Annotated in this window: 25 protein-coding genes and 1 pseudogene; 12 read left to right on the top strand and 14 right to left on the bottom strand. The window is 71.9% G+C overall.

Features of this window, described 5'->3' with window-relative positions:
* Positions 1-139: 139 nt before the first annotated feature.
* The 4 genes and pseudogenes from BX285_RS13635 to cobU form a co-directional block, all read right to left on the bottom strand.
* Positions 140-1,639, bottom strand: a complete 1,500-nt coding sequence (locus tag BX285_RS13635; protein ID WP_121175282.1) for a leucyl aminopeptidase — start codon at positions 1,637-1,639, stop codon at positions 140-142.
* Between the two features lie 257 nt (positions 1,640-1,896).
* The gene (locus BX285_RS13640; protein ID WP_121175283.1) at positions 1,897-2,688 is read right to left on the bottom strand and encodes an adenosylcobinamide-GDP ribazoletransferase; all 792 of its coding nucleotides are present in this window, start codon (positions 2,686-2,688) and stop codon (positions 1,897-1,899) included.
* An 81-nt stretch (positions 2,689-2,769) separates the two neighbouring features.
* Positions 2,770-3,885, bottom strand: coding sequence for a nicotinate-nucleotide--dimethylbenzimidazole phosphoribosyltransferase (locus tag BX285_RS13645; protein WP_097238211.1), 1,116 nt, complete (start codon positions 3,883-3,885; stop codon positions 2,770-2,772).
* Between the two features lie 28 nt (positions 3,886-3,913).
* Positions 3,914-4,486, bottom strand: a pseudogene (cobU, locus tag BX285_RS13650) (bifunctional adenosylcobinamide kinase/adenosylcobinamide-phosphate guanylyltransferase); the annotation flags it as partial.
* Between the two features lie 109 nt (positions 4,487-4,595).
* Between cobU and BX285_RS13655 the strand changes: the two are divergent.
* A complete protein-coding gene (locus BX285_RS13655) occupies positions 4,596-4,796 on the top strand; it encodes a hypothetical protein (RefSeq protein ID WP_097238213.1) in 201 nt (66 codons plus the stop codon).
* A 55-nt stretch (positions 4,797-4,851) separates the two neighbouring features.
* Here the strand turns inward: BX285_RS13655 and BX285_RS13660 are convergent, their stop codons facing one another.
* Positions 4,852-5,592 carry a class I SAM-dependent methyltransferase gene (locus BX285_RS13660; protein ID WP_179853070.1) on the bottom strand — a complete coding sequence of 247 codons (741 nt, stop codon included), beginning with the start codon at positions 5,590-5,592 and terminating at the stop codon, positions 4,852-4,854.
* Between the two features lie 173 nt (positions 5,593-5,765).
* Complete coding sequence (locus BX285_RS13665) at positions 5,766-6,365, bottom strand: DUF3043 domain-containing protein (protein WP_097238215.1); 600 nt, start codon at positions 6,363-6,365, stop codon at positions 5,766-5,768.
* A 302-nt stretch (positions 6,366-6,667) separates the two neighbouring features.
* Between BX285_RS13665 and BX285_RS13670 the strand changes: the two genes are divergently transcribed.
* Both BX285_RS13670 and BX285_RS13675 read left to right on the top strand, forming a co-directional pair.
* Positions 6,668-7,486 carry a PspA/IM30 family protein gene (locus BX285_RS13670; RefSeq protein ID WP_097238216.1) on the top strand — a complete coding sequence of 273 codons (819 nt, stop codon included), beginning with the start codon at positions 6,668-6,670 and terminating at the stop codon, positions 7,484-7,486.
* A 37-nt stretch (positions 7,487-7,523) separates the two neighbouring features.
* A complete protein-coding gene (locus BX285_RS13675) occupies positions 7,524-7,817 on the top strand; it encodes a PspA-associated protein PspAA (protein WP_097238217.1) in 294 nt (97 codons plus the stop codon).
* A gap of 80 nt (positions 7,818-7,897) precedes the next feature.
* Here BX285_RS13675 and nadA read toward each other — a convergent pair whose 3' ends face one another.
* Positions 7,898-9,082: a quinolinate synthase NadA gene (nadA, locus tag BX285_RS13680; protein ID WP_373560516.1), complete on the bottom strand. Its 1,185-nt coding sequence runs from the start codon at positions 9,080-9,082 to the stop codon at positions 7,898-7,900.
* Positions 9,083-9,272: 190 nt separating this feature from the next.
* Between nadA and BX285_RS13685 the strand changes: the two genes are divergently transcribed.
* From BX285_RS13685 to BX285_RS13695, 3 genes are all read left to right on the top strand, one after another.
* Positions 9,273-10,196 carry an NADP-dependent oxidoreductase gene (locus BX285_RS13685; RefSeq protein ID WP_097238218.1) on the top strand — a complete coding sequence of 308 codons (924 nt, stop codon included), beginning with the start codon at positions 9,273-9,275 and terminating at the stop codon, positions 10,194-10,196.
* 169 nt (positions 10,197-10,365) lie between these two features.
* Positions 10,366-10,830, top strand: coding sequence for an Lrp/AsnC family transcriptional regulator (locus BX285_RS13690; RefSeq protein ID WP_051829676.1), 465 nt, complete (start codon positions 10,366-10,368; stop codon positions 10,828-10,830).
* A gap of 192 nt (positions 10,831-11,022) precedes the next feature.
* Positions 11,023-12,390: a pyridoxal-dependent decarboxylase gene (locus BX285_RS13695; protein ID WP_121175284.1), complete on the top strand. Its 1,368-nt coding sequence runs from the start codon at positions 11,023-11,025 to the stop codon at positions 12,388-12,390.
* A gap of 90 nt (positions 12,391-12,480) precedes the next feature.
* On the opposite strand, the gene BX285_RS13700 is transcribed toward BX285_RS13695, so the two are convergent.
* The gene (locus BX285_RS13700; protein ID WP_121175285.1) at positions 12,481-13,437 is read right to left on the bottom strand and encodes a GNAT family N-acetyltransferase; all 957 of its coding nucleotides are present in this window, start codon (positions 13,435-13,437) and stop codon (positions 12,481-12,483) included.
* 150 nt (positions 13,438-13,587) lie between these two features.
* On the opposite strand from BX285_RS13700, the gene erpA reads away from it, so the two are divergent.
* Positions 13,588-13,941, top strand: a complete 354-nt coding sequence (gene erpA, locus BX285_RS13705) for an iron-sulfur cluster insertion protein ErpA (protein WP_049651846.1) — start codon at positions 13,588-13,590, stop codon at positions 13,939-13,941.
* Between the two features lie 92 nt (positions 13,942-14,033).
* On the opposite strand, the gene BX285_RS13710 is transcribed toward erpA, so the two are convergent.
* Both BX285_RS13710 and BX285_RS13715 read right to left on the bottom strand, forming a co-directional pair.
* Positions 14,034-14,714: a hypothetical protein gene (locus BX285_RS13710; protein ID WP_121175286.1), complete on the bottom strand. Its 681-nt coding sequence runs from the start codon at positions 14,712-14,714 to the stop codon at positions 14,034-14,036.
* A gap of 104 nt (positions 14,715-14,818) precedes the next feature.
* On the bottom strand, positions 14,819-15,025 hold the full coding sequence (locus tag BX285_RS13715) for a hypothetical protein (RefSeq protein WP_121175287.1): 207 nt from the start codon (positions 15,023-15,025) through the stop codon (positions 14,819-14,821).
* A gap of 279 nt (positions 15,026-15,304) precedes the next feature.
* On the opposite strand from BX285_RS13715, the gene BX285_RS13720 reads away from it, so the two are divergent.
* Positions 15,305-16,282 (top strand): carbohydrate kinase family protein, encoded by a 978-nt coding sequence (locus BX285_RS13720; RefSeq protein WP_121175288.1) that lies wholly within the window; start codon positions 15,305-15,307, stop codon positions 16,280-16,282.
* Here the strand turns inward: BX285_RS13720 and BX285_RS13725 are convergent.
* A complete protein-coding gene (locus BX285_RS13725) occupies positions 16,275-17,678 on the bottom strand; it encodes a cysteine desulfurase/sulfurtransferase TusA family protein (RefSeq protein WP_259470526.1) in 1,404 nt (467 codons plus the stop codon). The genes BX285_RS13720 and BX285_RS13725 overlap by 8 nt on opposite strands.
* Positions 17,679-18,041: 363 nt before the next feature.
* On the opposite strand from BX285_RS13725, the gene coxB reads away from it, so the two are divergent.
* The 4 genes from coxB to BX285_RS13745 all read left to right on the top strand — a co-directional run bounded on the left by coxB (position 18,042) and on the right by BX285_RS13745 (position 22,513).
* Positions 18,042-18,896 (top strand): cytochrome c oxidase subunit II, encoded by an 855-nt coding sequence (gene coxB / locus BX285_RS13730; protein WP_097238224.1) that lies wholly within the window; start codon positions 18,042-18,044, stop codon positions 18,894-18,896.
* Positions 18,893-20,668 (top strand): cytochrome c oxidase subunit I, encoded by a 1,776-nt coding sequence (gene ctaD, locus BX285_RS13735; RefSeq protein ID WP_097238225.1) that lies wholly within the window; start codon positions 18,893-18,895, stop codon positions 20,666-20,668. The genes coxB and ctaD overlap by 4 nt, the downstream gene beginning before the upstream one ends.
* Positions 20,668-21,084, top strand: a complete 417-nt coding sequence (locus BX285_RS13740) for a cytochrome c oxidase subunit 4 (RefSeq protein ID WP_097238226.1) — start codon at positions 20,668-20,670, stop codon at positions 21,082-21,084. Before ctaD ends, BX285_RS13740 begins: the two co-directional genes overlap by 1 nt.
* 172 nt (positions 21,085-21,256) lie before the next feature.
* On the top strand, positions 21,257-22,513 hold the full coding sequence (locus tag BX285_RS13745; RefSeq protein WP_097238227.1) for an Ig-like domain-containing protein: 1,257 nt from the start codon (positions 21,257-21,259) through the stop codon (positions 22,511-22,513).
* A 31-nt stretch (positions 22,514-22,544) separates the two neighbouring features.
* On the opposite strand, the gene BX285_RS13750 is transcribed toward BX285_RS13745, so the two are convergent.
* The 3 genes from BX285_RS13750 to BX285_RS13760 form a co-directional block, all read right to left on the bottom strand.
* Positions 22,545-22,916 carry a GntR family transcriptional regulator gene (locus tag BX285_RS13750; protein ID WP_121175289.1) on the bottom strand — a complete coding sequence of 124 codons (372 nt, stop codon included), beginning with the start codon at positions 22,914-22,916 and terminating at the stop codon, positions 22,545-22,547.
* 119 nt (positions 22,917-23,035) lie between these two features.
* On the bottom strand, positions 23,036-24,694 hold the full coding sequence (locus tag BX285_RS13755; protein ID WP_097238229.1) for a cytochrome bc complex cytochrome b subunit: 1,659 nt from the start codon (positions 24,692-24,694) through the stop codon (positions 23,036-23,038).
* Entirely contained in the window at positions 24,691-25,743 is a 1,053-nt protein-coding gene (locus tag BX285_RS13760) for a ubiquinol-cytochrome c reductase iron-sulfur subunit (RefSeq protein ID WP_179852901.1), read from the bottom strand. Before BX285_RS13760 ends, BX285_RS13755 begins: the two co-directional genes overlap by 4 nt.
* Positions 25,744-25,751: the final 8 nt, after the last annotated feature.

Here is a 25,751-nt window from a genome sequence, read left to right on the forward strand (position 1 = left end):
GTAACCGCGCCGGAACCTCGTCGGAACCCCGCCGGTCCGACGCGGACCGACTCGACCCGGCCCGGACCGGCCTGACGTGCCCGGAACGCCGACGGGGCCCGGCGCACACGCGCCGGGCCCCGTCACCGCAGGTGCCTGATCAGGCCTTGCCGTTCGCCGTCCGCTCGGCGAAGCGGACCAGGGTGCGCACCGCGCTCGCGGTGCCGCCCTTCGGGGTGTAGCCGAACGGCGCGCCCTCGTGGAACGCCGGGCCGGCGATGTCCAGGTGCGCCCAGTCGATGCCCTCGGCCACGAACTCCTTCAGGAACAGACCGGCCACCAGGCCGCCGCCCATCCGCTCGCCCATGTTGGCCAGGTCGGCGATGGTCGACTCGGTCATGCCCTTGCGCAGGTCGGCCGGCAGCGGCATCGGCCAGGACTGCTCGCCCACCTCGCCCGCGAGGGCGTGCAGGTCGTCGCGCAGCTCGTCGCTGTTGGCCATCACGCCGAAGGTGCGGTTGCCCAGGGCCAGCACCATGGCGCCGGTCAGGGTGGCCACGTCGACGATGACGTCCGGGTTCTCCTCGCCGGCCCGCACGATGGCGTCGGCCAGCACCAGACGGCCCTCGGCGTCGGTGTTCAGCACCTCGACGGTCTTGCCGCCGTACATGCGCAGCACGTCGCCCGGGCGGGTGGCGGAGCCGGACGGCATGTTCTCGGCCAGCGCCAGCCAGCCGGTCACGTTGACGGCCAGGCCGAGGCGCTTGGCGGCCACCACGGCGGCGAACACGGCGGCGGCGCCGGCCATGTCGCACTTCATGGTCTCGTTGTGGCCGGCCGGCTTCAGCGAGATGCCGCCCGAGTCGTAGGTGATGCCCTTGCCGACGAACGCCAGGGTGGCCTTGGCCTTCGGGTGGGTGTAGGCCACCTTCACCAGGCGGGGCGGGTTCGTCGAGCCGTTGCCGACGCCCAGCAGGCCGCCGAAGCCGCCCTTGGTCAGCGCCTTCTCGTCCAGCACCTCGACCTTGAGGCCGTGCTCCTTGCCGGCCGCCTGGGCGATCGCGGCGAAGCTCTTCGGGTTCAGGTCGTTCGGCGCGGTGTTGACCAGGTCGCGGGCGCGGTTCATCTCCTCGCCGATCGCGGCGGCGCGCTCCACGGCGGCCTTGGCGTCCTTGCTGCCCTTGCGGGCGGCCAGCACGACCAGCTCGCCGACCGGCTCCTTGCCGTTGCCGTTGCCCTTGTACGTGCCGAAGGAGTACGAGCCGAGCAGGCCGCCCAGCGCGACCGCCTCGACCTCGTCCGCGGACTCGACCGGCAGGGCCAGCGCGACCTTCTTGGCGCCGGCCAGGGTGCGGGCGGCGACACCGGCGGCGCGGCGCAGAGCCTCCAGCGCGTAGCCCTCCTCGGCCTCGCCGAGGCCGACCGCGAGCACGAGCGCGGCCTTCAGGCCGGCGGGGGAGGGGACCTTCACGGCCTCGCCCTCGGCGCCGGTCGCGCCCAGGGTGCTGAGGACCTCGGCCAGCTTGCCCTCGAACGCCTCGTTCACGGCCTCGGCGCCGGGGGCCAGCACAACGCCCTTCGGCCCCTTCGCGACACCGACCACCAGGGCGTCCGCGCGCAGCGAGGCGGCGGAGGAGGTGCTCACAGACAATGCAGTCACGTAATGCGTCCTGTTCTTTCGCGGTCCACGGCCGGTCACGGCGAGGCTGCCGCACCGGCGCAGCCCGCCGTTGCAGGCCCGTCCGCCGGCGGGCCTCCGGGTCCGGGCCCCCTGGCTACGCGAACCCGCCGGACGGGCACGCACACCAGAGGTCCCGGCTCCTCGGTACGCGCCGGGCGGGCAGGACCTGCCACGGTGCAGGGCTGCGGTGCTTCACGCATGGTAGTCCGCATGGTGGGATCACGCGCCGCCCGGTGTCAGCCGAGCAACGCCAGGGCGAACAAGGTGCCGGTCGCAGCGGTCTCCGCCATCGCCCCGAGCACGTCCCCGGTGATCCCGCCGAGCCGCCGTACGCACCGTCCGAGCAGCAGTCGGGCGCAGCCCGCCCCGAGCACAAGGGCCACCGGGAGGCGCAGGGCTGACCATCCGTCGAACAGTCCGAGTGCGGCCAGGGCCAGTGCCGCGCCGGCAGTTGCGGCGACCGCGCCGGCGGGCGACACCGTGCTCGCCACCATCGCGCCCAGCCCGCCCGGCCGGGCGGCCGGCACCGACCGCAGGCAGCCCCAGGCGAGCGCGCACCGGGCGGCCGTCGCCGAGGCCAGCACCGCGAGCGCGCCGCGCAGCGGCGACTGCCCGAACTGCCCGGCCAGCGCCGCGACCTGGGCCAGCAGGACGAGGACCAGGGTGAGCACGCCGAACGGGCCGATGTCGGACTGCTTCATGATGCGCAGCGCGTCCTCGGCCGGCTTCCCGCTGCCCAGCCCGTCCGCGACGTCCGCCAGGCCGTCCAGGTGCAGCCCGCGGGTCAGCCCGGCGAGCACCCCGACCGCCGCCACCGCGCCGAGCGGCCCGCCCGCCCGCCAGGCCACCAGCGCCCCCGCCGCGGCAGCCAGGGCTCCCAGCGCCAGCCCCACCAGCGGGGCCGCCACCATCGCCCGTGCCCCCGCCTCCCGGTCCCACCGCTCGACCCGCACCCGCAACACCGACAGGGTTCCGAACGCGAACCGCAGCCCGTCCCCCCAGCCGGCCCGGTCCCGGAGGTCCGTCATCGCCCTCACTCCTCAACCGCCCCGTACGGAACGGACCCCCAGTGCCCCTGACGGGGAGCTGGGGGTCCGGTTGTCCACGCCCTAGAGCCTTCTGAGCAGGTCCGCCGCCGAGGGCAGCTTCGGCTGCTCCTTCGGCGCGGCCGGCACGTACGGCTTCGGCGCCTCGTCGGCGAGCGCGTCCCCCGCCGCCTGCAGCAGCGGCAGCGCCAGCAGGGCGCCGACGCCCTCGCCCAGGGTGATCCCCTGGTCCTGCAGCGGCGTCAGGGTCAGCCGGTCGTACGCCTTCGCCTGCGCGGGCTCGCCGCTGGACTGCCCGGCCCGCCACCACTCCGGCGCCCGGAAGGCGATCCGCTGGGCGACCAGCGCGCAGGCCGCCGAGACCACCCCGTCCAGCACCACCGGCAGCCGTCGCACGGCCGCCTGCAGCAGGAAGCCGGTGATCGCCGCGAAGTCGGCCCCGCCGGTGGCGCCGAGCAGCGCCAGCTGGTCGCCGAGCACCGGCCGGGCCCGGCGCAGCGAGTCCCGGATGGTGGCGCACTTGACCATCCACACCCGGTCGTCGATCCCCGAGCCGCGCCCGGTCACCGCCGCCGCGTCCGTCCCGCACAGCGCGCCGACCAGGACGCCGGCCACCGTGGTGGAGCCGACCCCGAGGTCGCCGAGCAGCACCAGGTCGGTGCCGGCGTCGGCCTCCTCGTCGGCGACGGCCATGCCGGCCCGGAAGGCCCGGACGGTCTCCTCCGGGCTGAGCGCGTCCTCGGTGTCGATCCGCCCGGAGCCGCGCCGGATCCGGTGGGCGACCACGTCGTCCGGGAAGTCCGCCGGGTCGGTGTCCACCGCGACGTCGACGATCCGCACCTCGGCGCCGTAGCGCGAGGCCAGCCGGGCCACCGGAGCGGTGCCGTCCAGCACGGCCCGCACCCGGGCCGCCGTGCCGCCCTCGGCGGGCAGCCGGGAGACCCCGAGCGCCGCCACGCCGTGGTCGGCGGCGAACAACAGCACCTTGGGCGCGGAGATCGGCCGTACCGATGAGCGCCCCTGGACGGAGGCCAGCCAGCTGCCCAGCTCCTCCAGCCTGCCGAGCCCGCCGGGCGGCCGTCCGGCCGCCTGCCAGCGCTCCTCGGCGGCCCGCCGGGCGCTCTCGTCGGGGCGCTCGACGAGCGAGGAGAACGTATCGAGATCCACGGTCGTGTCCATCGTCGGGAAGGCTACACGGCGCGGGTGTTCAGCCTGCGGCTGGCTTGACGTCCGGCTTGATGGTCAGCACCTGACCTGCCACGACCAGCAGGACGCGCTCCGAGGCGTCCGCCACGGCCATGTTCAGCCGGCCCAGGGTGTCGCGGAAGCGGCGCCCGGCGGCGGTGGCCGGGACCACCCCCATGCCGACCTCGTTGCTCACCGCGACGACGGTCCGTCCGGTGGCCGCCCAGGCCGCCGCCAGCGCCTCGCAGCGCCGCTGCACCGCGGCCTCGGCCCCGTTCGCCCAGCCCTCGTCGTCCCAGGCGCCGCACTCGTCCATCACCGCGGTCAGCCAGAGCGCCAGGCAGTCGACCAGCACCGGCGCCGGGTCAGCGGTGTCGGCCAGCACGGCCTCCAGGTCGCAGGTCTCCGCGGTGCGCCAGCTCGCCGGCCGGCGCTCACGGTGCAGGGCGACCCGCTGCGCCCACTCGGCGTCGCCGTCCCGGGTGCCGCCGGTGGCCACGTACAGGACGTCCGGCCGGTCGGCGAGCAGCTGCTCGGCGCGGGTGGACTTGCCGGAGCGGGCGCCGCCGAGCAGCAGCGTGCGGGGGAGCGGGGGGTGGGTCGCCATGCGGCTCATCCTGCCCGACCAGGCATACGGAAGATCGGGCCGGGCAGGCTAAGGTGCGCAGCATCACAGGCAGCGTCGTCGGTGGGAGGAGCCGGGCATGGCGTGGACGTGGCGGTACGAGAAGGCGGACGGCAGCGCGGTGACGCTCGACGGCAGCCAGGAGGAGTTCGCCGGCCAGGGGGACGCCGAGACCTGGATCGGGGAGACCTGGAAGCAGCTCGCGGAGGACGGCGTCGACACGGCGGTGCTGCTGGAGGACGACCGGGTCGTCTACGCGATGAGCCTGCACGAGGAGTAGCCCCGGCTGCTCCCGCTCGCTCCTGCTGCACCGGCTCCTGCTGCACCGGCTTCTGCTACTTCGAGCCGATCACGTGCAGCAGCGCGGCGACCTGCCGGTACGGGTCGGTGCGGCCGGCCCGGTCCTCGGCTTCCAGCAGCTGGGCCAGCTGCCGCCCGTCCACCGGCGGGGCCGCGTCGTCGGGGGCGTTGTCGGTGAAGACGCGCACGCCGTACCAGTGCCGGATCGGCACCGACACCTCGGAGAGGGTGACGGAGAGGTCGGCGAGCCGGTCGGCGCGGGCGGCCAGTCCGAGCCGGTTGTAGTACCGGTCGCTCTCGAAGGCGTGCAGGGCGGCCCGCCAGTCCCCGGCAGCGGCGGGCCGCAGCGCGAGCGCGTCCCGGTTGCGGACCAGCAGCGAGAGCAGCCCGCCGGGTGCCAGCAGCCGGGCCAGCGAGGCGATCATCGGATCCGGGTCGGGCAGGTACATCAGGACGCCGTGGCAGAGCACCACGTCGAAGCTGCGCGGGCCGAACCAGCGCCCGCACTGGTGGCCGTCCCCGCTGAGCAGCTGCAGCCGGCCGCGGACCTCCGGCGGCTCCTCGCCGAGCGCCCCCTGGGCGACGCCGAGTGCGACCGGGTCCGAGTCGATCCCGGTGACGTAGTGGCCGGCCCGGGCCAGCCGCAGCGCCTGGGTGCCCTGGCCGCAGCCGATGTCGAGGACGCGTTGTGCGCTGCGGCCGGTGAGCTGTTCGGCGAGCTGGCGGGTGACGAGTTCCTGGCGGACGAAGTTGCGCAGTCCGCCGAGCCGCTCCAGCCAGGCGGCGGTGCCGCCGGCGAAGGACCCGCTGCGGGAGGGCAGCCGGCGCTCCTGGCCGGCCCGCTCCTGGCCCAGCCGGTCGTGGCCGCCGTGGCCCTGCCCCGGCAGCGCGTACAGGCCGGGCCCCTCCCAGGAAGGCGGGGCCCAGCCGGAGTCGACCGGTTCGGCGGTCAGGGCTTCTCCCCGCGCCGCACCTGCGGCTTGGGCAGGCGCAGCCGGCGCATCTGCAGGGTGCGCATGATGCCGTACGCGATCGCGCCGCGGGTGTTCTCGTTCGGGAAGCGCGCGGCGAGCTGCTTGCGCAGGCCGAGGCCGAGGCGGACGAAGTCCAGGATCACGAAGACGAAGAACAGCAGGAACAGCAGCGTGGAGAGCACCTGCAGCTGCGCGACCTTGATGATGCTGAGCACCAGGATGACCACGGCGGCCGGCAGGAAGAACTCGGCGAGCGACCAGCGGGCGTCCACGTAGTCGCGGGCGAACCGGCGCACCGGGCCCTTGTCACGGGCCGGCAGGTGGCGCTCGTCGCCGTCCATCAGTGCCTGGCGCTGCTTCTCGCGCTCGCCCCGCATCCGGTCGCGGGCCTGGCGGGCGGCCTCCTTGCGGTCCTTGGGCACCGTCACCCGGGTGCGCCGGCCGGCCTCGGCCTCGCTGCGCTTGGGGGTGGGGCGGCCCTTCTTGGCCTCCGGGTGGCGGGCCTGGGCGGTCTCGTCCTGCTTCTCCAGCACGGTGGCGGAGGCGGCGGCATCATCTGAACGGCGTCGGAACACACCACCAGCGTACGGGGTGCGGAGCGGCTTCCACGGGTGCCCTCGGAACCGAACGCATATCGATACCGCGAGCCGGCGCTTCCCGCCCGGATTTCCCGGGGACTTCCCGTAGGGGATCAATCGGATGGACGATGGGGGGGATGAGGGGCGGATCCACCCGGGGGATGAGGAAACGCCACTGGTCGCTGTAGCAGTCTTGTTGCAGGCAGGTGCACTGCGGCGACGGGCTCGCTGCACATACACTCGTCGTGTCTGGTAACGAGATAGAGACCGCAGGCCGGAGAAGGGGGCACCCGAGGCCCATGAGCGACGGAATCATGAAGCGTATGGGGCTGATCTTCCGCTCCAAGGCGAACAAGGCCTTGGATCGGGCGGAGGATCCCCGTGAGACGCTCGACTACTCCTACCAGAAGCAGCTCGAACTGCTGCAGAAGGTACGGCGTGGCGTCGCGGACGTCGCGACCTCGCGCAAGCGCCTCGAACTCCAGCTGACCCAGCTCCAGCAGCAGTCGGCCAAGTACGAGGACCAGGGCCGCAAGGCGCTGTCGCTCGGCCGTGAGGACCTCGCCCGTGAGGCGCTGACCCGCAAGGCCAACATGCAGTCCCAGATCACCGATCTGGAGACGCAGTACCAGCAGCTGCAGGCCGAGGAGGAGAAGCTCACCCTCGCCTCCCAGCGGCTCCAGGCCAAGGTGGACGCCTTCCGCACCAAGAAGGAGACCATCAAGGCGACCTACACCGCCGCCCAGGCGCAGACCCGCATCGCCGAGTCCTTCTCGGGCATCTCGGAGGAGATGGGCGACGTCGGCCTGGCCATCCAGCGGGCCGAGGACAAGACGGCCCAGATGCAGGCCCGGGCCGGCGCCATCGACGAGCTGCTCGCCTCCGGCGCGCTCGACGACGCGAGCGGTCTCGGCCGCAAGGACGACATCGAGGCCGAGCTGGAGCGCGTCGCCGGCGGGTCCGACGTCGAGCTGGAGCTGGCCCGGATGAAGGCCGAGCTGTCCGGCGGTCCCGCGTCCGGTCCGGCCGCGATCGAGCAGGGCAAGCCGCAGGACGCCCAGCCGCAGCCGCACGCCCAGCCGCAGCAGGACACCCCTCGCATCAACTACAACAAGTGATCTGAGCTCGACCCCACGAACCAGGGAGACGCACGGCATGATCATGAGGGTCATGGGTGAAGGGCAGTTCGAGGTGGGCGAGGCCCACCTGACCCTGCTCAACGAGCTCGACGCCGAGCTCGTCACCGCAGTGGACTCGGGGGACGAGGAGCTCTTCCGCCAGGCCTACGGCAAGCTGCTGGGCGCGGTGAAGCAGTACGGCACCCCGGTGCCGCTGGATTCGCTGGAGCCGTCCGAGCTGATCCTGCCGAGCGCCGATGCGACGATCGGCGAGGTCCGCGAGCTGCTGATGGCCGACGGCGAGGGCGTCATCCCGGGCTTCCCGGAGTAACACCGCGGCCGCTGCCAGACGAAAGGGCGGGCCCCCTCCACACGGAGGGGGCCCGCCCTTTCGCGCTACGAGGAGGCCGGTTACGGCAGGGCCAGCATCCGGTCCAGCGCCGCCTTGGCGTACTTCTCGGTCTCCGGGTCGACGGTGATCACGTTCGGCACCCGGCCCTCGACCAGCGACTCCAGCGCCCAGACGAGGTGCGGGAGGTCGATCCGGTTCATGGTCGAGCAGAAGCAGACCGCGCGGTCCAGGAAGACGATCTCCTTGTCCGGGTGCGCCTTGGCCAGGCGGCGGACGAGGTTCAGCTCGGTGCCGATGGCCCACTTGGTGCCGGGCTCGGCGGCGTCCAGCGCCTTGATGATGTACTCGGTCGAGCCCACCATGTCGGCGGCCGCGACGACCTCGTGTTTGCACTCGGGGTGCACCAGGACGGTCACGCCGGGGATCCGCTCGCGGACGTCGTTCACCGAGTCCAGGCTGAACCGGCCGTGCACCGAGCAGTGGCCGCGCCAGAGGATCATCTTCGCGTCGCGCAGCTGCTCGGCGGTCAGGCCGCCGTTCGGCCGGTGCGGGTTGTAGACCACGCAGTCGTCCAGCGAGAAGCCCATGTCGCGGACCGCGGTGTTGCGGCCGAGGTGCTGGTCGGGCAGGAACAGCACCTTCTGGCCCTGCTCGAACGCCCACTCCAGCGCGCGCTTGGCGTTGGAGGAGGTGCAGATGGTGCCGCCGTGCCGGCCGGTGAAGGCCTTGATGTCGGCGGAGGAGTTCATGTACGAGACCGGGACGGTCACGTCGGCTATGCCGGCGTCGGTCAGCACGTCCCAGCACTCGGCGACCTGCTCGGCGGTGGCCATGTCGGCCATCGAGCAGCCGGCGGCGAGGTCCGGCAGGACGACCTGCTGGGCGTCACCGGTGAGGATGTCCGCGGACTCGGCCATGAAGTGCACGCCGCAGAAGACGATGTACTCGGCCTCGGGGCGGGCGGCCGCGTCGCGGGCGAGCTTGAAGGAGTCGCCGGTGACGTCGGCGAACTCGATCACCTCGTCGCGCTGGTAGTGGTGGCCGAGGATGAAAACGCGGTCGCCGAGCGCGGCCTTGGCCGCCCGGGCGCGCTCGACGAGGTTCGGGTCGGAGGCCGGGGGGAGGTCACCGGGGCACTCGACGCCGCGCTCGCTGTTCGGGTCGGCCTCGCGGCCGAGCAGCAGCAGAGCGAGCGGCGTCGGAGTGGGGTCGACGCCGTAGGTCTCGGTGATGGTGGTGGTCACGGGCGGGTGCCCTTCTGTGCGGCCGATCAAGCGGTGAAGCCTTTTCGTCTAACTGACGCTATCTATGATAACCGGTTAGCGTCAGAGTGACGATGGCCATCCTGTCGATGTGACGAGAACCGCTCGCCGAAACGGATGCTTCCGGGCGTATCCGAATCGATATTTCGAAGCCTTCGGGTATGGCTGGGCCATGAAAGCAATCGTCATCAACCGCTACGGCGGCCCCGAAGTGGTCGAGTACACCGATCTGCCCGACCCCAAGGTCGGCCCGGACTCGGTTCTGGTGGAGGTCCGGGCGGCCGGGGTGAACCCGGTGGACTGGAAGGTCCGGGAGGGCGCCCTGGACGGCGTGCTGGACGCCCACTTCCCCCTGGTCATGGGCTGGGACGCGGCCGGGGTGGTCCGTGCGGTCGGCGGCGGGGTCACCGAGTTCGCCCCGGGCGACGAGGTCTACGGCTACGTCCGCAAGGACGCCGTCGAGCACGGCACCTACGCCGAGCTGGTCTCCGCGCCCGTCCGCACCCTCGCCCGCAAGCCGGCCGCCCTGGACTGGGCGCAGGCGGGCGGCCTGCCGCTGGCCGGGCTCAGCGCGCTGCAGGCCCTGAAGGCGCTGCGGCTCGCCGAGGGGGAGACCGTCCTGGTGCACGCCGCGGCGGGCGGGGTCGGCCACCTGGCCGTGCAGCTGGCCCGGGCCCGCGGCGCCCGGGTGATCGGCACCGCGGCCGAGCACAACCACGACTACCTGCGCGGCCTGGGCGCCGAGCCGGTCGTCCACGGCGAGGGACTGGCCGACCGGGTCCGTGCACTGGCCCCGGACGGGGTGGACGCGGCCCTCGACCTGGTCGGCCGCGGCGCCGTGCAGGTCTCGGCCGGCCTGGTGGCCGACCCCGGCCGGATCGCCTCGATCGTCGATTTCGGGGTCAAGGCCCTCGGCGGCCGGTACGTCTGGGTCCGCCCGGACGCCGAGGGCCTGGCCGAACTCGCCGCGCTCGCCGACGACGGCCGGCTGACCGTCACCGTCGCCTCCACCTTCCCGCTGGCCCAGGCCGCCTCCGCCCAGGCGCTCAGCGCGGAGGGCCGCACCCGGGGCAAGATCGTCCTGATCATGGACTAGAGCACGGCTGACGGTCGCCCACTCGTCATCCGTCGGCGGTGAACTCGTTCAGGTCATCCGCCAGAATGGTGGCGAACCGTTTCGGCAGGGGTCGGCCGTGGTCGGCCGTGGTCGCCACCACCGGGACGCGCCCCGCCGAACCCCGCACGACCCGTGGAGCCCCGCACCGATGAGCAGCAGCCGAGCGCACGAGGTGGTCGGGGCCGACCTGGACGAGACCGACCGGCTGCTGCTCGCCCGCCTCGGCCGCGACGGCCGCGCCTCGTACGCCGAGATCGGCCTGCAGGTGAACCTCTCCGCCACCGCCGTGCGCCGACGGATCGACCGGCTGCGGGCGCGCGGCGTGGTGCGGGGCTTCACCGTGGTGCTCGACCCGGCCGTCCTCGGCTGGCAGACCGAGGCCTTCGTCGAGGTCTACTGCCGCGAGCGCACCGCCCCCGAGGAGATCCTGGCCAGCCTGCGGCAGTTCCCCGAGGTCGTCGCCGCCTGGACGGTCACCGGCGATCCGGACGCCCTGGTCCACCTGAGAGCCGCCGACATGCGCCATCTGGAGGCCGTCATCGAGCGCATCCGGCGCGAGCCCGGAGTCCAGCGCAGCCGCTCCTCGGTGGTCCTCTCCCAGCTCATCGGCTGAACCCGGAAAGCGTACGCAGGAATCCTGCGCGCACCCGTCCGAAGACGCTCGAAACCTGCCTGACCAGCCGCGTTCCGACGCGCGGCGGAGTACTCCGGCTGCCTACGCTGATCACGTCCGGTCGTCGCGGTGAAGCCTCCCGCCGACCGGGCCGGATCCTCACCCCGACCCCACAGCCGAGAGGGACCAGCCGTGTCCGCAGCCCCCGACCGCATGCACCGGCCCGACAACGAACTGGTCGACCTGGTTTTCGACTACATGCGGGAGCGGCTGCAGTACGACCCCGTACCGCTCGACCACCCCGGTGACGGCGAGCACCTGCGCGCCCAGCTGTCCGGCCTGCTGAACCAGGACGGCAACAACCCGGTCGACGTCCTCAAGCTCTACGACCACGAGCTGTCCCGGGCCGTCATCTCCGCCGACAGCCCGCGCTACCTGTCCTTCATCCCGTGCGCCCCGACCAAGGCCGCGCTGCTGTTCGACATGGTCGTCTCCTGCGCCTCGCTGCAGGGCATCTCCTGGCTGGAGGCGGCCGGCGCGATCGCCGCCGAGAACCAGGTTCTGCGCCTGATCGCCGACCGCGCGGGCCTGCCCGGGACGGCCGGCGGCTGCTTCGTCTCCGGCGGCTCGGCGGGCAACCTCTCCGCCCTGGTGGTCGCCCGCGACACCGCCCGCCGCCGCCTCGGCGTCGGCCCGGAGGCGCGACTGCGGATAGCCGTCGCCGACCAGGTCCACTCCTCGGTCAAGAACACCTTCAACATCATCGGCGTCGAGGCCTTCAAGGTCCCGACCGTCGACCGGCGGTTCACCGGCGAGGCGCTGCGCGCCGCGCTGGCCGCCGACCCGAACCCGGAGACGGTGATCGCCGTCGTCGGCACCGGCGGCACCACCAACGAGGGCATCGTCGACGACCTGGCCGGCCTGGCCGAGGTCGCCCGCGAGCGCGACCTGTGGTTCCACGTGGACGGCGCCTACGGCGGCGCGGGCCTCTTCGCCCCCTCGGTGCGCGAGCGCTACAACGGCATCGAGCACGCCGACTCCTTCGTGGTCGACCCGCACAAGTGGCTGTTCGCCCCCTTCGACTGCGCCGCGCTGATCTACCGCAACCCGCAGCTCGCCCGCGCCGTGCACACCCAGGACGCCTCCTACCTGGACGTCCTGCACACCGAGGGCGACGAGTGGAACCCCACCGACTACGCCTACCACCTGACCCGGCGCGCCCGCGGCCTGCCGCTCTGGTTCTCGCTGGCCGTGCACGGCGTCCAGGCCTACACCGACGCCATCGAGGCCGGCCTCACGCTCGCCCGGGACACCGCGCAGCTGATCCGCGAGACCGACTACCTGGAGCTGCTGTTCGACCCGCAGCTCTCCGCGGTCTGCTTCAAGCGCAAGGGCTGGACCAACGACGACTACTACCGCTGGTCGCAGCAGCTGCTCGCGGACCAGATCGGCTTCGTCACCCCCACCGGCTGGGACGGCGAGACGGTCGCCCGCTTCGCCTTCCTGCACCCGGGCACGACCATGGAGATGGTCAAGGAGATCCTGGACACCATGGCCTGATCGAGGCTCCCGGCTCAGAGGCTCCGACGTACGGCCCCACCGGCTCCCGGTAGGGCCGTACGCATTGCCGCACGCTGCGGCACCGCAGGCCTACAGGAACGCCCCGCTCGGCAGGTACGGCGTCGGCGGTCGCATCCCGCGCACCCCGACGAAGCCCCCGGCCCGCGGTGTCAGCCCGACCTCCAGGCCGACGTCCAGCGCCCACTCCTGTTCCGCGGTGAGGAATTCGAGCCGGGCCTCGACGTCGTACGGCACCCGGGCCAGCGCCTCGCGCAGCAGCCGGGCGGCGATCCGCTTGCTGGTGGCCGCCAGCAGCTTCACCGCGCCGCCGTCCCGGTAGCAGTAGCCGCTGCCGGCCAGCGCGTCGGCGATCAGCAGCTCCTCGAAGTGGCCCAGCATCAGCTCGTGGTCGGGCCCGTGCGCGGAGCCGCGCAGCCGGCGGTCCACCGAGTCCAGCAGGTGCAGGTGGGTGGCGTTGCCGCGGTGCACCGGAATGTCCCCGGGGTCGAGCAGCCCCTCCCGGTCGACCCGCCCGGACAGCCGCATCGCCGGGTGCAGGGTGAACCCGGCCATCCGGTAGCGGCGCGCCGCCGCCGCGGAGTCCGAGGCGCAGACCATCCCGCGCAGACAGCCCCGGGCATGCGTCGCCGCCCGGTCCAGCAGCAGCCGCCCGACGCCCTTGCCCTGCGCGGACGGCCGCACCGCGTACAGGGACGGCGACCACAGCCCCTCCCGGCGCATCGACAGCACCACCCCGACCGGCTCCCCGCCGCTCTCGGCCAGCCAGCAGCCCCCGGGGTCGGTGCGCGCCAGGTGTCTGGTCCGCGCCAGCTGGAGCGGCGTCGGCCGCGGCGCCGGCCCGGCACCGGCGGGGTCGGTGAACGCGGCGGCGGACAGCTCCTGGACGGCCTCCGCGTCCGCGGCGGTGTCCCTGACCGGGCGAAGGATCACGGGCACCATCCTGGCAGTCCGGCGGGCCGCCGCGGGGCCGGTTCGCACCGATCCGCACCCGGGGCGGTGACCGTCCCTGCCGGGTTGTGCGAGCATGGGGAGCGTAGGGGCCACGGGTGGCACACCCGTCCCGCGGGTAACCAGCCGCGAACAGGCCGCAGAAATCCATCGCCGTCCGGAAATGAATCCGGACGACCGGTGGTTGGCACTGGCGGCAGACCGTCGTCAAAGACCGGGAGAAAGCAGATGACCGTCCAGGACGAGACCACCGTCGAGAGTGGCATCCTCCTTACCGATGCCGCCGCGGCCAAGGTCAAGGCCCTGCTGGAGCAGGAAGGCCGCGAGGACCTGGCGCTGCGCGTCGCCGTCCAGCCCGGCGGCTGCTCCGGCCTGCGTTACCAGCTGTTCTTCGACGAGCGCTCGCTCGACGGCGACGTGATCAAGGACTTCGACGGTGTGAAGGTCGTCACCGACCGGATGAGCGCCCCGTACCTGGGCGGCGCCACCGTCGACTTCGTCGACACCATCGAGAAGCAGGGCTTCACCATCGACAACCCGAACGCCACCGGCTCCTGCGCCTGCGGCGACTCGTTCAGCTAAGCCCGCTGCGAAAGGCGGCCCCGGGTGCTCCCGGGGCCGCCTTTTCGTTTCGGCCTGCGCGGGGGTGTGCCCACCCGCTCCTGGTCGGCCTGCTACTGGCCGGCGATGTCCGGGGCCACCGGGTCCGGTCCGGCGTGCGGGTCGCCCTCCAGCGGCAGCTCCTGCCCGCTGGTCCGGTCCACCACCGTCCGCCCGGCCAGCGGCGAGCGCAGGTCGGCCGAGACCGACTGCCGCTTGGCCAGCGCGTTGCAGACCTGTCCGGGCTGTACGGCCGGCGGGCCCGGCACGACCGTCACGTCCACCCGGCCCGGCTGCGACTCGTCCGCCTTCAGCGCGTACTTCGTGCAGACCCCGCCGAAGAAGTACACGGTCAGCTTGGTGGTGCCGTCCACCCGGTAGGCGACCGGCGGGCGGGTCGGCGGGGTCGAACCGTTCGGGTTGGGCTCGCCCGGCGCGATCCCGTTGCCCGGGGGAGTGGCCGGATCGGGCTTCCCGGGCGGCGGCGAAGCCGGGGTGGGGTCGAAGCCGGTCGGCGGCGTGGCCGGCTGGGTGGCGCCCGAGGGGCTGCCCGGCTCGGCGGTCGCGGACGGGCTGCCGGGGGGCGTCGGGGCCTGCGGGGAGGCGCTCGCCGAGGCCGAGGCACCGGCCGTGGCCGAGTCCGAGGCGGGCTTGCCGCCGCCGTCGCAACCGGCCACCGTCATCACCGTCGCCAGCGCCAGACCCGCCAGGGCCAGGGCCCGCCGACCGCGCCGCGGCATCGTCTCCAGATCCATCTGCACATCCTCCCGAGGGCTCAGCGGCGCCGCCTCCTCGGCCGCTCCGCGCGGATGTGACGTGCTCCGGACCGATCCGGTTCCGCCGCGGATCCGGTACGGCTTCAGAGGCCGTACTCGGGCATTCCGGCGACCACCCGCCGAGCCCCGGAGGGGACCCGGAAACCGGCGGACACCGGGGCCGTGGGCTCCGGGCCGGCCGTCAGCTGGGGCCAGAACCGGCGCAGCCGTCGGGAGGAGTCCACCAGGGCGTCCAGGGTCTCGCCGTCCTCGGCACGCAGGCCGGGCACAGGGGAGGGGTCGGTCGTCATCGGGCATCGCTCCGATCCAGGGCCGTGGCCGCACTGCCACGGTCGACGTCGGGGCCCACCCGCGCGGCGGGCCTCCTGAGGCCGACCCTAGGCCGGGGTTCGGGCCGCCCACCAGTGCTACCCGGAGGTAGTACACGTTCGACGGCAACGGGTGCCACCATGGCCGAGCGGGCGGCAACTTGGGCCACTCCTGCCTGGCCGCGTCGCCCGGCCGGGTACCGTAAGTGGGTTCGCCCCTGCATGCCCGCTGGCCCAGTAGCCATCCTGAGGAGACCTTCCGTGCGTATCGCCGTCGCCGGCTCGATCGCCACCGACCACCTGATGACGTTCCCCGGCCGGTTCGCCGACCAGCTCGTCGCCGAGCAGCTGCACACCGTGTCGCTGTCCTTCCTGGTCGACACCCTGGACATCCGCCGCGGCGGGGTCGCGCCGAACATCGCCTTCGGCATGGGCGTGCTCGGGCTCCGCCCGGTCCTGGTCGGCGCCGCCGGTGCGGACTTCGCCGAGTACCGCAGCTGGCTGGAGCGCAACAACGTGGACTGCGACTCCGTCCACATCTCCGAGACCCGGCACACGGCCCGCTTCATGTGCACCACGGACGAGGACCACAACCAGATCGCCTCGTTCTACACCGGTGCCATGGCCGAGGCCCGCAGCATCGAGCTGAAGCCGATCGCCGACCGCGTCGGCGGCCTGGACCTCGTCCTGATCGGCGCCGACGACCCGCAGGGCATGGTCCGCCACACCCAGGAGTGCCGCACCCGCGGCTACGCCTTCGCCGCCGACCCCTCCCAGCAGCTGGCCCGCCTGGACGGCCACGACATCCGCGAGATCGTGGACGGCGCCGCGTACCTCTTCACCAACGAGTACGAGGCCGCGCTGATCGAGACCAAGACCGGCTGGGACGCCGAGGAGCTGCTGACCCGCGTCGGCACCCGGATCACCACCCTGGGCAGCAAGGGCGTCCGGATCGAGCGCAAGGGCGAGGCCCCGATCCTGGTCGGCTGCGCCAAGGAGGACGCGAAGGTCGACCCGACCGGCGTCGGCGACGCCTTCCGGGCCGGCTTCCTCGCCGGCCTGTCCTGGGAGCTCGACCTGGAGCGCTCCGCCCAGCTCGGCTGCATGCTCGCCACCCTGGTGATCGAGACCGTCGGCACCCAGGAGTACGAGCTGCGCCCGGCCACCTTCCTCAAGCGCTTCGAGGACACCTACGGCGCCGAGGCGGCCGCCGAGATCCGCGCGCGCCTGGTCAAGTAGTACGCCGGACGACGAGGTAGGCCGAGCCCCGGTCGCCGCCGTAGTCGGCGGCCGGGGCCTCGCCCGCGTACTCCTGCCCGCGCATCTCGCACCAGGCCGGGATGTCCAGTCGGGCCGCCTCGTCGTCCGCCAGCACGACCACCGTGCCGCCCGGCGGCACCTCGCCGATCCGCTTCGCCAGCTCGATCACCGGCAGCGGGCACCGCTTGCCCAGGGCGTCGATGACGAGGGTGGCGGCCTCCGCCGTCGCCTTCGGCGCCGGCAGGTCCAGCCCCAGCGGCGCCCGGACCCCGGCCACCAGGTCGGGCAGCACGGCGAGGAAGCGCTCCACGTCGGCCTCGGCCGTCCCGTACGGCAGCGAGACCCGGACGTTCCCCTCGGTGAGCACCCCCATCGCGGCCAGCACATGGCTGGGCGTCAGGGTGGAGGAGGTGCAGGAGGAGCCGGAGGAGACCGCGAAGCCCGCCCGGTCCAGCTCGGTCAGCAGCACCTCGCCGTCCACGTACAGGCAGGAGAAGGTGACGATGTGCGGCAGCCGCCGCACCGGGTCGCCGACCACCTCGACCTCGGGCACCAGCTGCGGCACCCGGGCCCGGATCCGCTCCACCAGCGCGTGCAGCCGGGCGTTCTCCTGCTCTGCCTCGGCCCGTACGGCCCGTAGCGAGGCGGCCGCGGCCACGATCGCCGGGACGTTGACGTAGCCGGGCACCCGGCCGCCCTCGCGCTCGTCGGCGGGCAGCGGCGAGGCGTACCGGACGCCCTTGCGCACCGCCAGCACCCCGACCCCTGGCGGGCCGCCCCACTTGTGGGCGCTCGCGGTCAGCAGTGACCAGCCGGCCGGGACGTCCACCCGCCCGGCGCTCTGCGCCGCGTCGACCAGCAGCGGGACGCCGGCCTCGGCGCACAGCGCGGCGACCTCGCCGACCGGCTGGACGGTGCCCACCTCGTGGTTGGCGCTCTGCAGCGCGGCCAGGGCGGTGTCCGGGCGCAGCAGCGCGCCGAAGGCCTCCGGGTCGACCCGGCCGCCCCGGTCCACCGGGACCACCGAGACCTCCCCGCCCGCGGCCTCGTGGCGCTCGGCGACGTGCAGCACGCTGGAGTGCTCCACCGCCGAGTGCACCAGGTGGCCGCCGCGCCGCCGGTTCCCGGCCAGGGCGCCCAGCAGGCCGAGTTGGACGGCCTGCGTCCCGCTCGCGGTGAAGGCGATCTCGTCGGCCCGGGCGCCGAGCACCGCGGCGACCGTCTCCCGGGCGGCGTCGAGCAGCATCCGGGCCTGCCGGCCGGAGCGGTACAGCCGGGCCGGATCGGCCCAGCCCTCGTCCAGGGCGGCGGTCAGTGCCTGCCGCGCGACGGGGTGCAGAGGGGCCGTCGAGGCCGCGTCGAAGTACACGGTCACATTTAACGCCACACCCCGGGCGCGTTCCGGCCCGGCCGCACGGCTCACCCACCGTCAGTGGATCACCCCGAATGTCCGCTTCGTCCGCGTCCGACGGATCGTCACGGCCGTTGTTCGAGGTCATCCCCCGATCGGGCGTACGGACCTCGGATGCCTACGATGACCTGCGGCGCAGCCCCCACCGGCCCTGATCGGGCTACCGGGCGGCGCGTTACCGGGGGCTGCCCGTCAGGAGCGCATAAGGCTGGAGTAGGGTTTGGCCCGCATAAGCATTCAAACCGTGCCCGTGGACGGGTCGCCGGGGAGGCTCACACTCCTCCCCGGGGCGACGCGAAGGCGGGCGAGACTTCGGGAAGGCGCTACGTGAGTCCCAACGGCTCCGACCGCTCGCCGCGGCGCACGATGCGGCGGAAGCTGCCTCAGGCGCTGGCACTGGGCCTCGTCATCGCGACCGCCACCGGCTGCTCGGCCAACGACCTCCCCAGGCTTGGCCTCCCGAGCCCCGTCACCAAGGAAGGGCCGATGGTCCTCCAGATGTGGCAGGGGTCCTGGATCGCGGCGCTGGTGGTCGGCGTACTGATGTGGGGTCTGATCATCTGGAGCGTGATCTTCCACCGGCGCAAGCGCACCGGTGTGGAGGTCCCCCCGCAGACCCGGTACAACGTGCCCATCGAGGCGCTCTACACCGCGGTCCCCATCATCATCGTTTCGGTGCTCTTCTACTTCGTTGCCCGCGACGAGAGCAAGCTGACCGCCGTCTCCGAGAAGCCGCAGCACTACGTCAACGTGGTCGGCTTCCAGTGGAGCTGGGCGTTCAACTACGAGAACACCGAGACCCCTGACCCGGCCAACAAGGACGCCGCCTACGAGGTCGGCACTCCCAAGGACGCTCCGACGCTCTGGCTGCCGGTCAACGAGACGGTCCAGTTCCGTCTCACCTCGCGTGACGTCATCCACGACTTCTGGCCCGTCAACTTCATGATGAAGATGGACGTCGTGCCGGGCGTGGTGAACAAGTTCGAGGTCACCCCGACCGTCAAGGGCGAGTACATGGGCAAGTGTGCCGAGCTCTGCGGCACCGACCACTCGCGCATGCTGTTCAACGTCAAGGTCGTCGATCGCGCCGACTACGACAAGCACCTGGCCGAGCTTCGCGCCAAGGGCCAGAACGGTGCGGTGCCCTCCGGCCTCATCACCATGGGAAGTGAAGAGAAGTGACCATCCTCAACGAGCCCGCCGCGGCCGGCGGGGGCGCCGAGGCCGTCACGGTCGGGGCGCAGCGGACCCGGAAGCCGGGTTCGACCATCATCAAGTGGCTGACCACCACTGACCACAAGACGATCGGCACCCTGTACCTGGGCACGTCGTTCGCCTTCTTCCTGATCGGTGGCATCCTCGCCCTGGTCATGCGTGCCGAGCTGGCTCGTCCCGGGACCCAGATCCTGTCGAACGAGCAGTTCAACCAGGCGTTCACGATGCACGGCACGATCATGCTGCTGATGTTCGCGACGCCGCTGTTCGCGGGCTTCGCGAACTGGATCATGCCGCTGCAGATCGGCGCCCCGGACGTGGCGTTCCCGCGTCTGAACATGTTCGCGTACTGGCTGTACCTCTTCGGTTCGACCATCGCGGTCTGCGGCTTCCTGACCCCGAACGGCGCCGCCAACTTCGGTTGGTTCGCCTACTCCCCGCTGTCGGACGCGGTGCACTCGCCCGGCGTCGGCGGCGACATGTGGATCATGGGTCTGGCCTTCTCCGGCTTCGGCACGATCCTCGGTGCGGTCAACTTCATCACCACGATCATCTGCATGCGCGCCCCGGGCATGACGATGTTCCGGATGTCGATCTTCGTCTGGAACGTCCTGCTGACCTCGGTGCTGGTCCTGCTGGCCTTCCCGGTCCTGGCCGCCGCGCTGTTCGCTCTGGAGGCCGACCGCAAGTTCGGTGCCCACGTCTTCGACCCGGCCAACGGCGGGGCGATGCTCTGGCAGCACCTGTTCTGGTTCTTCGGCCACCCCGAGGTGTACATCATCGCGCTGCCGTTCTTCGGCATCGTGTCGGAGATCATCCCGGTCTTCAGCCGCAAGCCGATGTTCGGCTACTCCGGTCTGATCGCGGCCACCATCGCGATCGCCGGTCTGTCCGTGACGGTGTGGGCGCACCACATGTACGTCACCGGACAGGTCCTGCTGCCGTTCTTCTCGTTCATGACCTTCCTGATCGCGGTCCCGACCGGTGTGAAGTTCTTCAACTGGGTCGGCACCATGTGGAAGGGCTCGCTGAGCTTCGAGACCCCGATGCTCTGGACGGTCGGCTTCCTGGTCACCTTCCTCTTCGGTGGTCTGACCGGTGTCCTGCTCGCCTCGCCGCCGATCGACTTCCACGTCTCGGACTCGTACTTCGTCGTCGCCCACTTCCACTACGTGGTCTTCGGCACCGTCGTCTTCGCGATGTTCGCCGGCTTCCACTTCTGGTGGCCGAAGATGACCGGCAAGATGCTGGACGAGCGCCTCGGCAAGATCACCTTCTGGACGCTGTTCTTCGGCTTCCACACCACCTTCCTGGTGCAGCACTGGCTCGGCGCGGAGGGCATGCCCCGCCGCTACGCCGACTACCTGGCCTCGGACGGCTTCACCACCCTGAACACCGTCTCGACCATCGGCTCCTTCGTGCTCGGCCTGTCGATCCTGCCGTTCCTCTACAACGTCTGGAAGACCGCCAAGTACGGCGAGAAGGTCACCGTGGACGACCCGTGGGGCTTCGGCCGCTCCCTGGAGTGGGCGACCTCCTGCCCGCCGCCGCGGCACAACTTCCTCACCCTGCCCCGGATCCGCTCCGAATCCCCGGCCTTCGACCTCCACCACCCGGAGATCGCCGCGCTGGACTACCTGGAGAACCACGGTGAGCCGGCCAAGCACCTCGCCGGCGTGACCCCGGCGAAGTACGACGCCCCGAAGCTGGGCAAGGGCAACAAGGAGGGCGACGCCTGATGAAGGAACAGGGAAAGATCTTCCTTGGCCTGTCGGTCTTCGTGCTGGCGATGGCCATCACCTACGGCCTGTGGACCAACAACTCGGGGCCGGGCCTGGAGGCCGCCGGTACCACCGCGCTGTTCCTGGCCTTCGCGCTGTGCGCCTTCATCGGGTACTACCTCGCCTTCACCGCCCGCCGGGTGGACAGCGGCGCGGGTGACAACCCCGAGGCCGAGGTCGCGGACGACGCCGGCGAGCTGGGCTTCTTCGCCCCGCACAGCTGGCAGCCGCTCTCGCTGGCGCTCGGTGGCGCGCTGGCCTTCCTGGGCGTGATCTTCGGCTGGTGGCTGATGTTCTGGGCCGCCCCGATCATCATGATCGGCATCTTCGGATGGGTCTTCGAGTTCTACCGGGGCGAGAACCAGAACCAGTAGGGTTCCCGCTCGCCGACACCAGGGCCGGTCCTCCCGCACGGGGGGACCGGCCCTGGTGCATCTCCTGGGTGACGGCCTCACTCAGCCGGGTGAACGGCGGGTCCCCTGGATGTCGCTCCGCCAGAAGGCGTTCCTACGATCAGATCAATCGTGCGAACCCTCGGAGGCGGTCATGGCCGACAGGCGCGGAATCGCAGGCATCGGCAGCATCTCGCTGGCCCTCGTAGTACTGGCCCCGCTGGCCGCCTGCTCGTCCGGTGACGACGAGTCCGCCGGGCCGCACCGGATCGATGCGGCCCCGCTGGTCCACCTCTCGGCGGACGGCAAGGTCGATCCCTCCCAGCCGGTCACCGTCACCGCGGTGGCGGGCAGCCGGCTCACCGACGTCACCGTGGTCGGCCCGGACGGCCGGGTGGTCGCCGGAACGCTCGCCGACGACCAGCGCAGCTGGCAGACCACCGGCCGGCTGAAGGCCGCCACCGCCTACTCCGTGCGGATCTCCGCCGACGACGGCAAGGGCGGCCGGGGCGACACCACCGCGAGCTTCAGCACCCTCGCCGCCCAGCGCCTGCTCACCGCGAAGCTCGGCCCGGACTCCTCCGGCAGCGGCGTCTACGGGGTGGGCCAGCCGCTCACCGTGCAGCTCTCCGAGGCGGTGAAGGACCCGCAGGCCCGTCAGGAGGTCGAGCGCGACCTGACCGTCAGCTCCCAGCCCGCCGTCACGGGCGCCTGGTACTGGGTGGATGACAAGAACCTGCACTTCCGCCCGGAGGACTACTGGCCGGCCGGGACGACCGTCTCGCTGTCCTTCGACGGCACCGGCAGCCGGATCGCGGACGGCCTCTACGGGGGCGACCGCAGCGCGCTCAAGCTGCGGATCGGCGCACGGGTGGAGTCGGTGATCGATGCGGCCGCCCACGAACTCACCCTGAAGCGTGACGGCGAGGTCGTGCGGACCATCCCGGTCACCACCGGCAAGCCGGGCTTCGACACCCGCAACGGCACCAAGGTGGTGCTCGGCCAGGAGCGCTCGGTCCGGATGAACGGCGAGACGATCGGCATAGCCACCGGCAGCTCGGAGGCCTACGACCTGAACGTCGAGTGGGCCACCCGGGTGACCTGGAGCGGCGAGTACGTCCACGCGGCGCCCTGGTCGGTCAGCTCGCAGGGCGTGGAGAACGTCAGCCACGGCTGTACCGGCATGAGCACCGACAACGCCAAGTGGTTCTACGACAACACCCGGGTGGGGGACCTGGTCACGGTGGTGAACAGCCGCGGCCCCCAGATGGAGGCGTTCGGCAACGGCTTCGGCGACTGGAACGTCGGCTGGACCGACTGGGTCAAGCACAGCGCCGTCGGACAACCCCTCAGCACCACCGCGCCGCCCGCCCAGGCCCCGGCCTCGGGCATGATCCGCCCTGAGGTCTAGGGCAGGCCTGCGGGGGCCCGCCGGACAGGTCCTAGGCCTCGGGGTAGGCCAGCCGCAGGGCGGTGACCACCGCGGCCAGGGCGTCCGCGTGGGAGAGCCCGAGGCGGTCCGCGCGCTCGGCGTACTCGGTGGCGGCCGCGGCGGCCAGCCGGTGCGCGGTGTCCCCGGCGGCGGCGATCAGCGTGCCGCGCCGGCCGTGGGTCTCCACCACCCCGTCGGCCTCCAGCTCCCGGTACGCCCGGGCGACGGTCCCGGCGGCCAGCCCCAGTTCCTCGGCCAGAGCCCGTACGGTCGGCAGTCGCAGCCCGGCCGGCAGCTCGCCGGAGCGGGCCTGCTCGGCGATCCGGGCGCGGATCTGCTCGTACGGGGGAGTGGCGGAGTCGGGGTCGACGGAGAGCTGCACGGGGGGCTCCTGGGGGACGTGGGCGGCTGCGGGGCCGGTGGATGCGAAAAGGCCCGAGGGCCGCCGACCAGACGAACTCTGGTCGGCGGCCCTCGGGGTGACGCGGGGTGCGTACGGGATCAGTGGTGGCCGTGGCCGCTGGTGATCTCGTGGTGCTCCTCGGAGGTCGGCTTGGGGATCTGGCCGCCCTCGCCGTAGAAGCCGCGGGACAGCTTGGCCCGGGTGCGGGTGAGGACGCCGGCCTTGCGGGCCACGCCGTTCTCGTCCGTCTGGGCCGGCAGCTCGACCGGCTGGTTCTGCTCGTGCGCGGTGAGCTTGAACAGGTCCTTCTGCGGCAGCTGGGCGTGCACCTCGATGAACTCGCCGTGCGGCAGGCGCTTGATGACGCCCGTCTCGCGGCCGTGCAGCACCTTCTCCTTGTCACGGCGCTGGAGGCCGAGGCACCAGCGCTTGGTGACGATGAAGGTGATGACCGGCACCACGAAGAAGCCGACGCGCACGAAGTAGGTGATCGAGTTCAGCGACAGGTGGAAGTGCGTGGCGAACAGGTCGTTGCCACCACCGATCAGCAGCACCAGGTACAGGCTGATCCAGGCGGCGCCCAGGCCGGTGCGGACCGGGGCGTTGCGCGGGCGGTCCAGGATGTGGTGCTCGCGCTTGTCGCCGGTGATCCAGCCCTCGATGAACGGGTAGACCGCGATGGCGACCAGGACCAGCGGGAAGATCATCAGCGGGATGAAGACACCCAGGTTCAGGGTGTGGCCCCACAGGCTGATCTCCCAGCCCGGCATGACGCGGATCAGACCCTCGGAGAAGCCCATGTACCAGTCCGGCTGGGCGTCCGTGGAGACCTGATCCGGGCGGTACGGGCCGTAGGCCCAGATCGGGTTGATCGAGGCGATCGCCGAGATGGCGGCGATGATGCCGAAGACCAGGAAGAAGAACCCGCCGGCCTTGGCCATGTAGACCGGCATCAGCGGCATGCCGACGACGTTCTTCTCGGTCTTGCCCGGGCCCGCCCACTGGGTGTGCTTGTGGTAGAAGACCAGGATCAGGTGCGCCACCAGCAGGCCGAGCATGATGCCGGGGATCAGCAGCACGTGGATGGTGAAGAACCGCGGGATGATGTCGTGCCCGGGGAACTCGCCGCCGTACAGGAACATCTGGATGTACGTGCCGATCAGCGGGACGGCGAGGATCGCGCCTTCCATGAAGCGGATACCGGTGCCGGAGAGCAGGTCGTCGGGCAGCGAGTAGCCGAAGAAGCCGTCGAACATGCCCAGGACCAGCAGCAGGAAGCCGAAGACCCAGTTGATCTCGCGCGGCTTGCGGAACGCGCCGGTGAAGAACACGCGCATCATGTGCACGAGCATCGCGGCGACGAAGACCAGCGCGGCCCAGTGGTGGATCTGACGGATCAGCAGGCCGCCGCGGACCTCGAAGCTGATGTCGAGCGTCGACGCGTAGGCCTCGGACATGCCGATGCCCTTGAGCGGGACGTACGACCCGTTGTAGATCACCTCGCCCATGGAGGGCTTGAAGAACAGCGTCAGGTAGACGCCGGTCAGGATGATGATGACGAACGAGTAGAGGCAGATCTCGCCCAGCATGAAGGACCAGTGGTCCGGGAAGATCTTCCGCAGGTTGGCCTTGGCCAGGGAGTAGATCCCCAGCCGGCCGTCCGTCCAGTCAGCCGCGGCCTCCCACTTGTTGGCGGGCTTGGCGCGCGTGCTGGAGGGCTTGGCGGCACCGGTCGTGGTGCTGCTCGCGCTACTCATCGAGCACGCTCCCAGAAGCTCGGGCCGACAGGCTCCTTGAAGTCGCCGGTGGCGACCAGGTTGCCCTTCTCGTCAGTGGTGATCTTCAGCTGCGGCAGCGGGTGGCCGGCCGGGCCGAAGATGACGCGCGCGCCGTCCGCCAGGTCGAAGGTCGACTGGTGGCAGGGGCAGAGCGCGTGGTGGGTCTGCTGCTCGTACAGGCTGATCGGGCAGCCGACGTGGGTGCAGATCTTGGAGTAGGCGAGGATGCCCTCGAAGCCCAGCTCCTTGGACTTGTCGTCCTTGATGTCCTCGGGCGCGATGCGGACGAGCATCAGGGCGTCCTTGGCGATCCGCTGCTGGAAGTCCTCGCTGTGCGTGGACAGGCCCTCCGGCATGGCGAAGGTCAGCGAGCCGACGACGATGTCCTCGGGCTTCATCGGCTGCATGGTGCTCATGTTGATGAGGGACAGCGGCTTGGTCGCCGTCGCCTCCTTCCAGCCGGTCTCCTGGAGCTTCTTCTCCGGGAGCGGGCCGAGGTCGCGGAGCAGGACCACGCCGGAGAGCGGGACCAGCGCCATCGAGCCGATGAGCGTGTTGCGGATCATCTTGCGGCGGCCGAAACCGGACTCGGCGGCACCGGTCTTGAACTGCTCGATGACGTCCGCGCGGACCTCGTCGTCAGCCTCGATCGGGTGACGCTCGGCCGGCAGCTCGACGTCCGACATCAGGGTGCGGGCCCAGTGGACCGCGCCCGCGCCGATCATGAAGAGGGCGACGCCCAGGGTCAGGCCGAGCGCGAAGTTCAGCGCGCTGACGTGGCCCAGCGGGAAGATGTAGACGATCTTGTCCGGGTCGATGGCCACGTACGAGGCGATGAAGCCGATGGTGGCGAGCATCGAGATCACGAACATCAGCGACACCTGGCGCTCGGCCCGCTGGGCGGCCCGCTCGTCGATGTCGGTGCGCCGGGGCTCGTGGGCCGGCAGACCCGGGTCGGCGAACGGGTCGCCGTGGTGGGCCACCTCGCCGGCGGAGCCGTGGGACTCCGGGAGCTTCTCTTCTGACATGTCGTGGC

Origin of the sequence: Streptomyces sp. 1114.5, assembly GCF_003635085.1 — a bacterium.
Lineage (GTDB): Bacteria > Actinomycetota > Actinomycetes > Streptomycetales > Streptomycetaceae > Kitasatospora.

What these genes read in the sequence shown, in the direction of transcription:
- BX285_RS13670 (WP_097238216.1), top strand. Translation starts at nt 6,668, where the DNA reads ATGAGCGACGGAATCATGAAGCGTATGGGGCTGATCTTCCGCTCCAAG.
- BX285_RS13690 (WP_051829676.1), top strand. Translation starts at nt 10,366, where the DNA reads ATGAGCAGCAGCCGAGCGCACGAGGTGGTCGGGGCCGACCTGGACGAG.
- BX285_RS13745 (WP_097238227.1), top strand. Translation starts at nt 21,257, where the DNA reads ATGGCCGACAGGCGCGGAATCGCAGGCATCGGCAGCATCTCGCTGGCC.
- BX285_RS13685 (WP_097238218.1), top strand. Translation starts at nt 9,273, where the DNA reads ATGAAAGCAATCGTCATCAACCGCTACGGCGGCCCCGAAGTGGTCGAG.
- BX285_RS13760 (WP_179852901.1), bottom strand. Translation starts at nt 25,743, where the DNA reads ATGTCAGAAGAGAAGCTCCCGGAGTCCCACGGCTCCGCCGGCGAGGTG.
- BX285_RS13655 (WP_097238213.1), top strand. Translation starts at nt 4,596, where the DNA reads ATGGCGTGGACGTGGCGGTACGAGAAGGCGGACGGCAGCGCGGTGACG.
- BX285_RS13740 (WP_097238226.1), top strand. Translation starts at nt 20,668, where the DNA reads ATGAAGGAACAGGGAAAGATCTTCCTTGGCCTGTCGGTCTTCGTGCTG.
- BX285_RS13645 (WP_097238211.1), bottom strand. Translation starts at nt 3,885, where the DNA reads ATGGACACGACCGTGGATCTCGATACGTTCTCCTCGCTCGTCGAGCGC.
- BX285_RS13675 (WP_097238217.1), top strand. Translation starts at nt 7,524, where the DNA reads ATGATCATGAGGGTCATGGGTGAAGGGCAGTTCGAGGTGGGCGAGGCC.
- BX285_RS13755 (WP_097238229.1), bottom strand. Translation starts at nt 24,694, where the DNA reads ATGAGTAGCGCGAGCAGCACCACGACCGGTGCCGCCAAGCCCTCCAGC.
- erpA (WP_049651846.1), top strand. Translation starts at nt 13,588, where the DNA reads ATGACCGTCCAGGACGAGACCACCGTCGAGAGTGGCATCCTCCTTACC.
- BX285_RS13640 (WP_121175283.1), bottom strand. Translation starts at nt 2,688, where the DNA reads ATGACGGACCTCCGGGACCGGGCCGGCTGGGGGGACGGGCTGCGGTTC.
- BX285_RS13710 (WP_121175286.1), bottom strand. Translation starts at nt 14,714, where the DNA reads ATGGATCTGGAGACGATGCCGCGGCGCGGTCGGCGGGCCCTGGCCCTG.
- BX285_RS13715 (WP_121175287.1), bottom strand. Translation starts at nt 15,025, where the DNA reads ATGACGACCGACCCCTCCCCTGTGCCCGGCCTGCGTGCCGAGGACGGC.
- BX285_RS13700 (WP_121175285.1), bottom strand. Translation starts at nt 13,437, where the DNA reads ATGCTCGCACAACCCGGCAGGGACGGTCACCGCCCCGGGTGCGGATCG.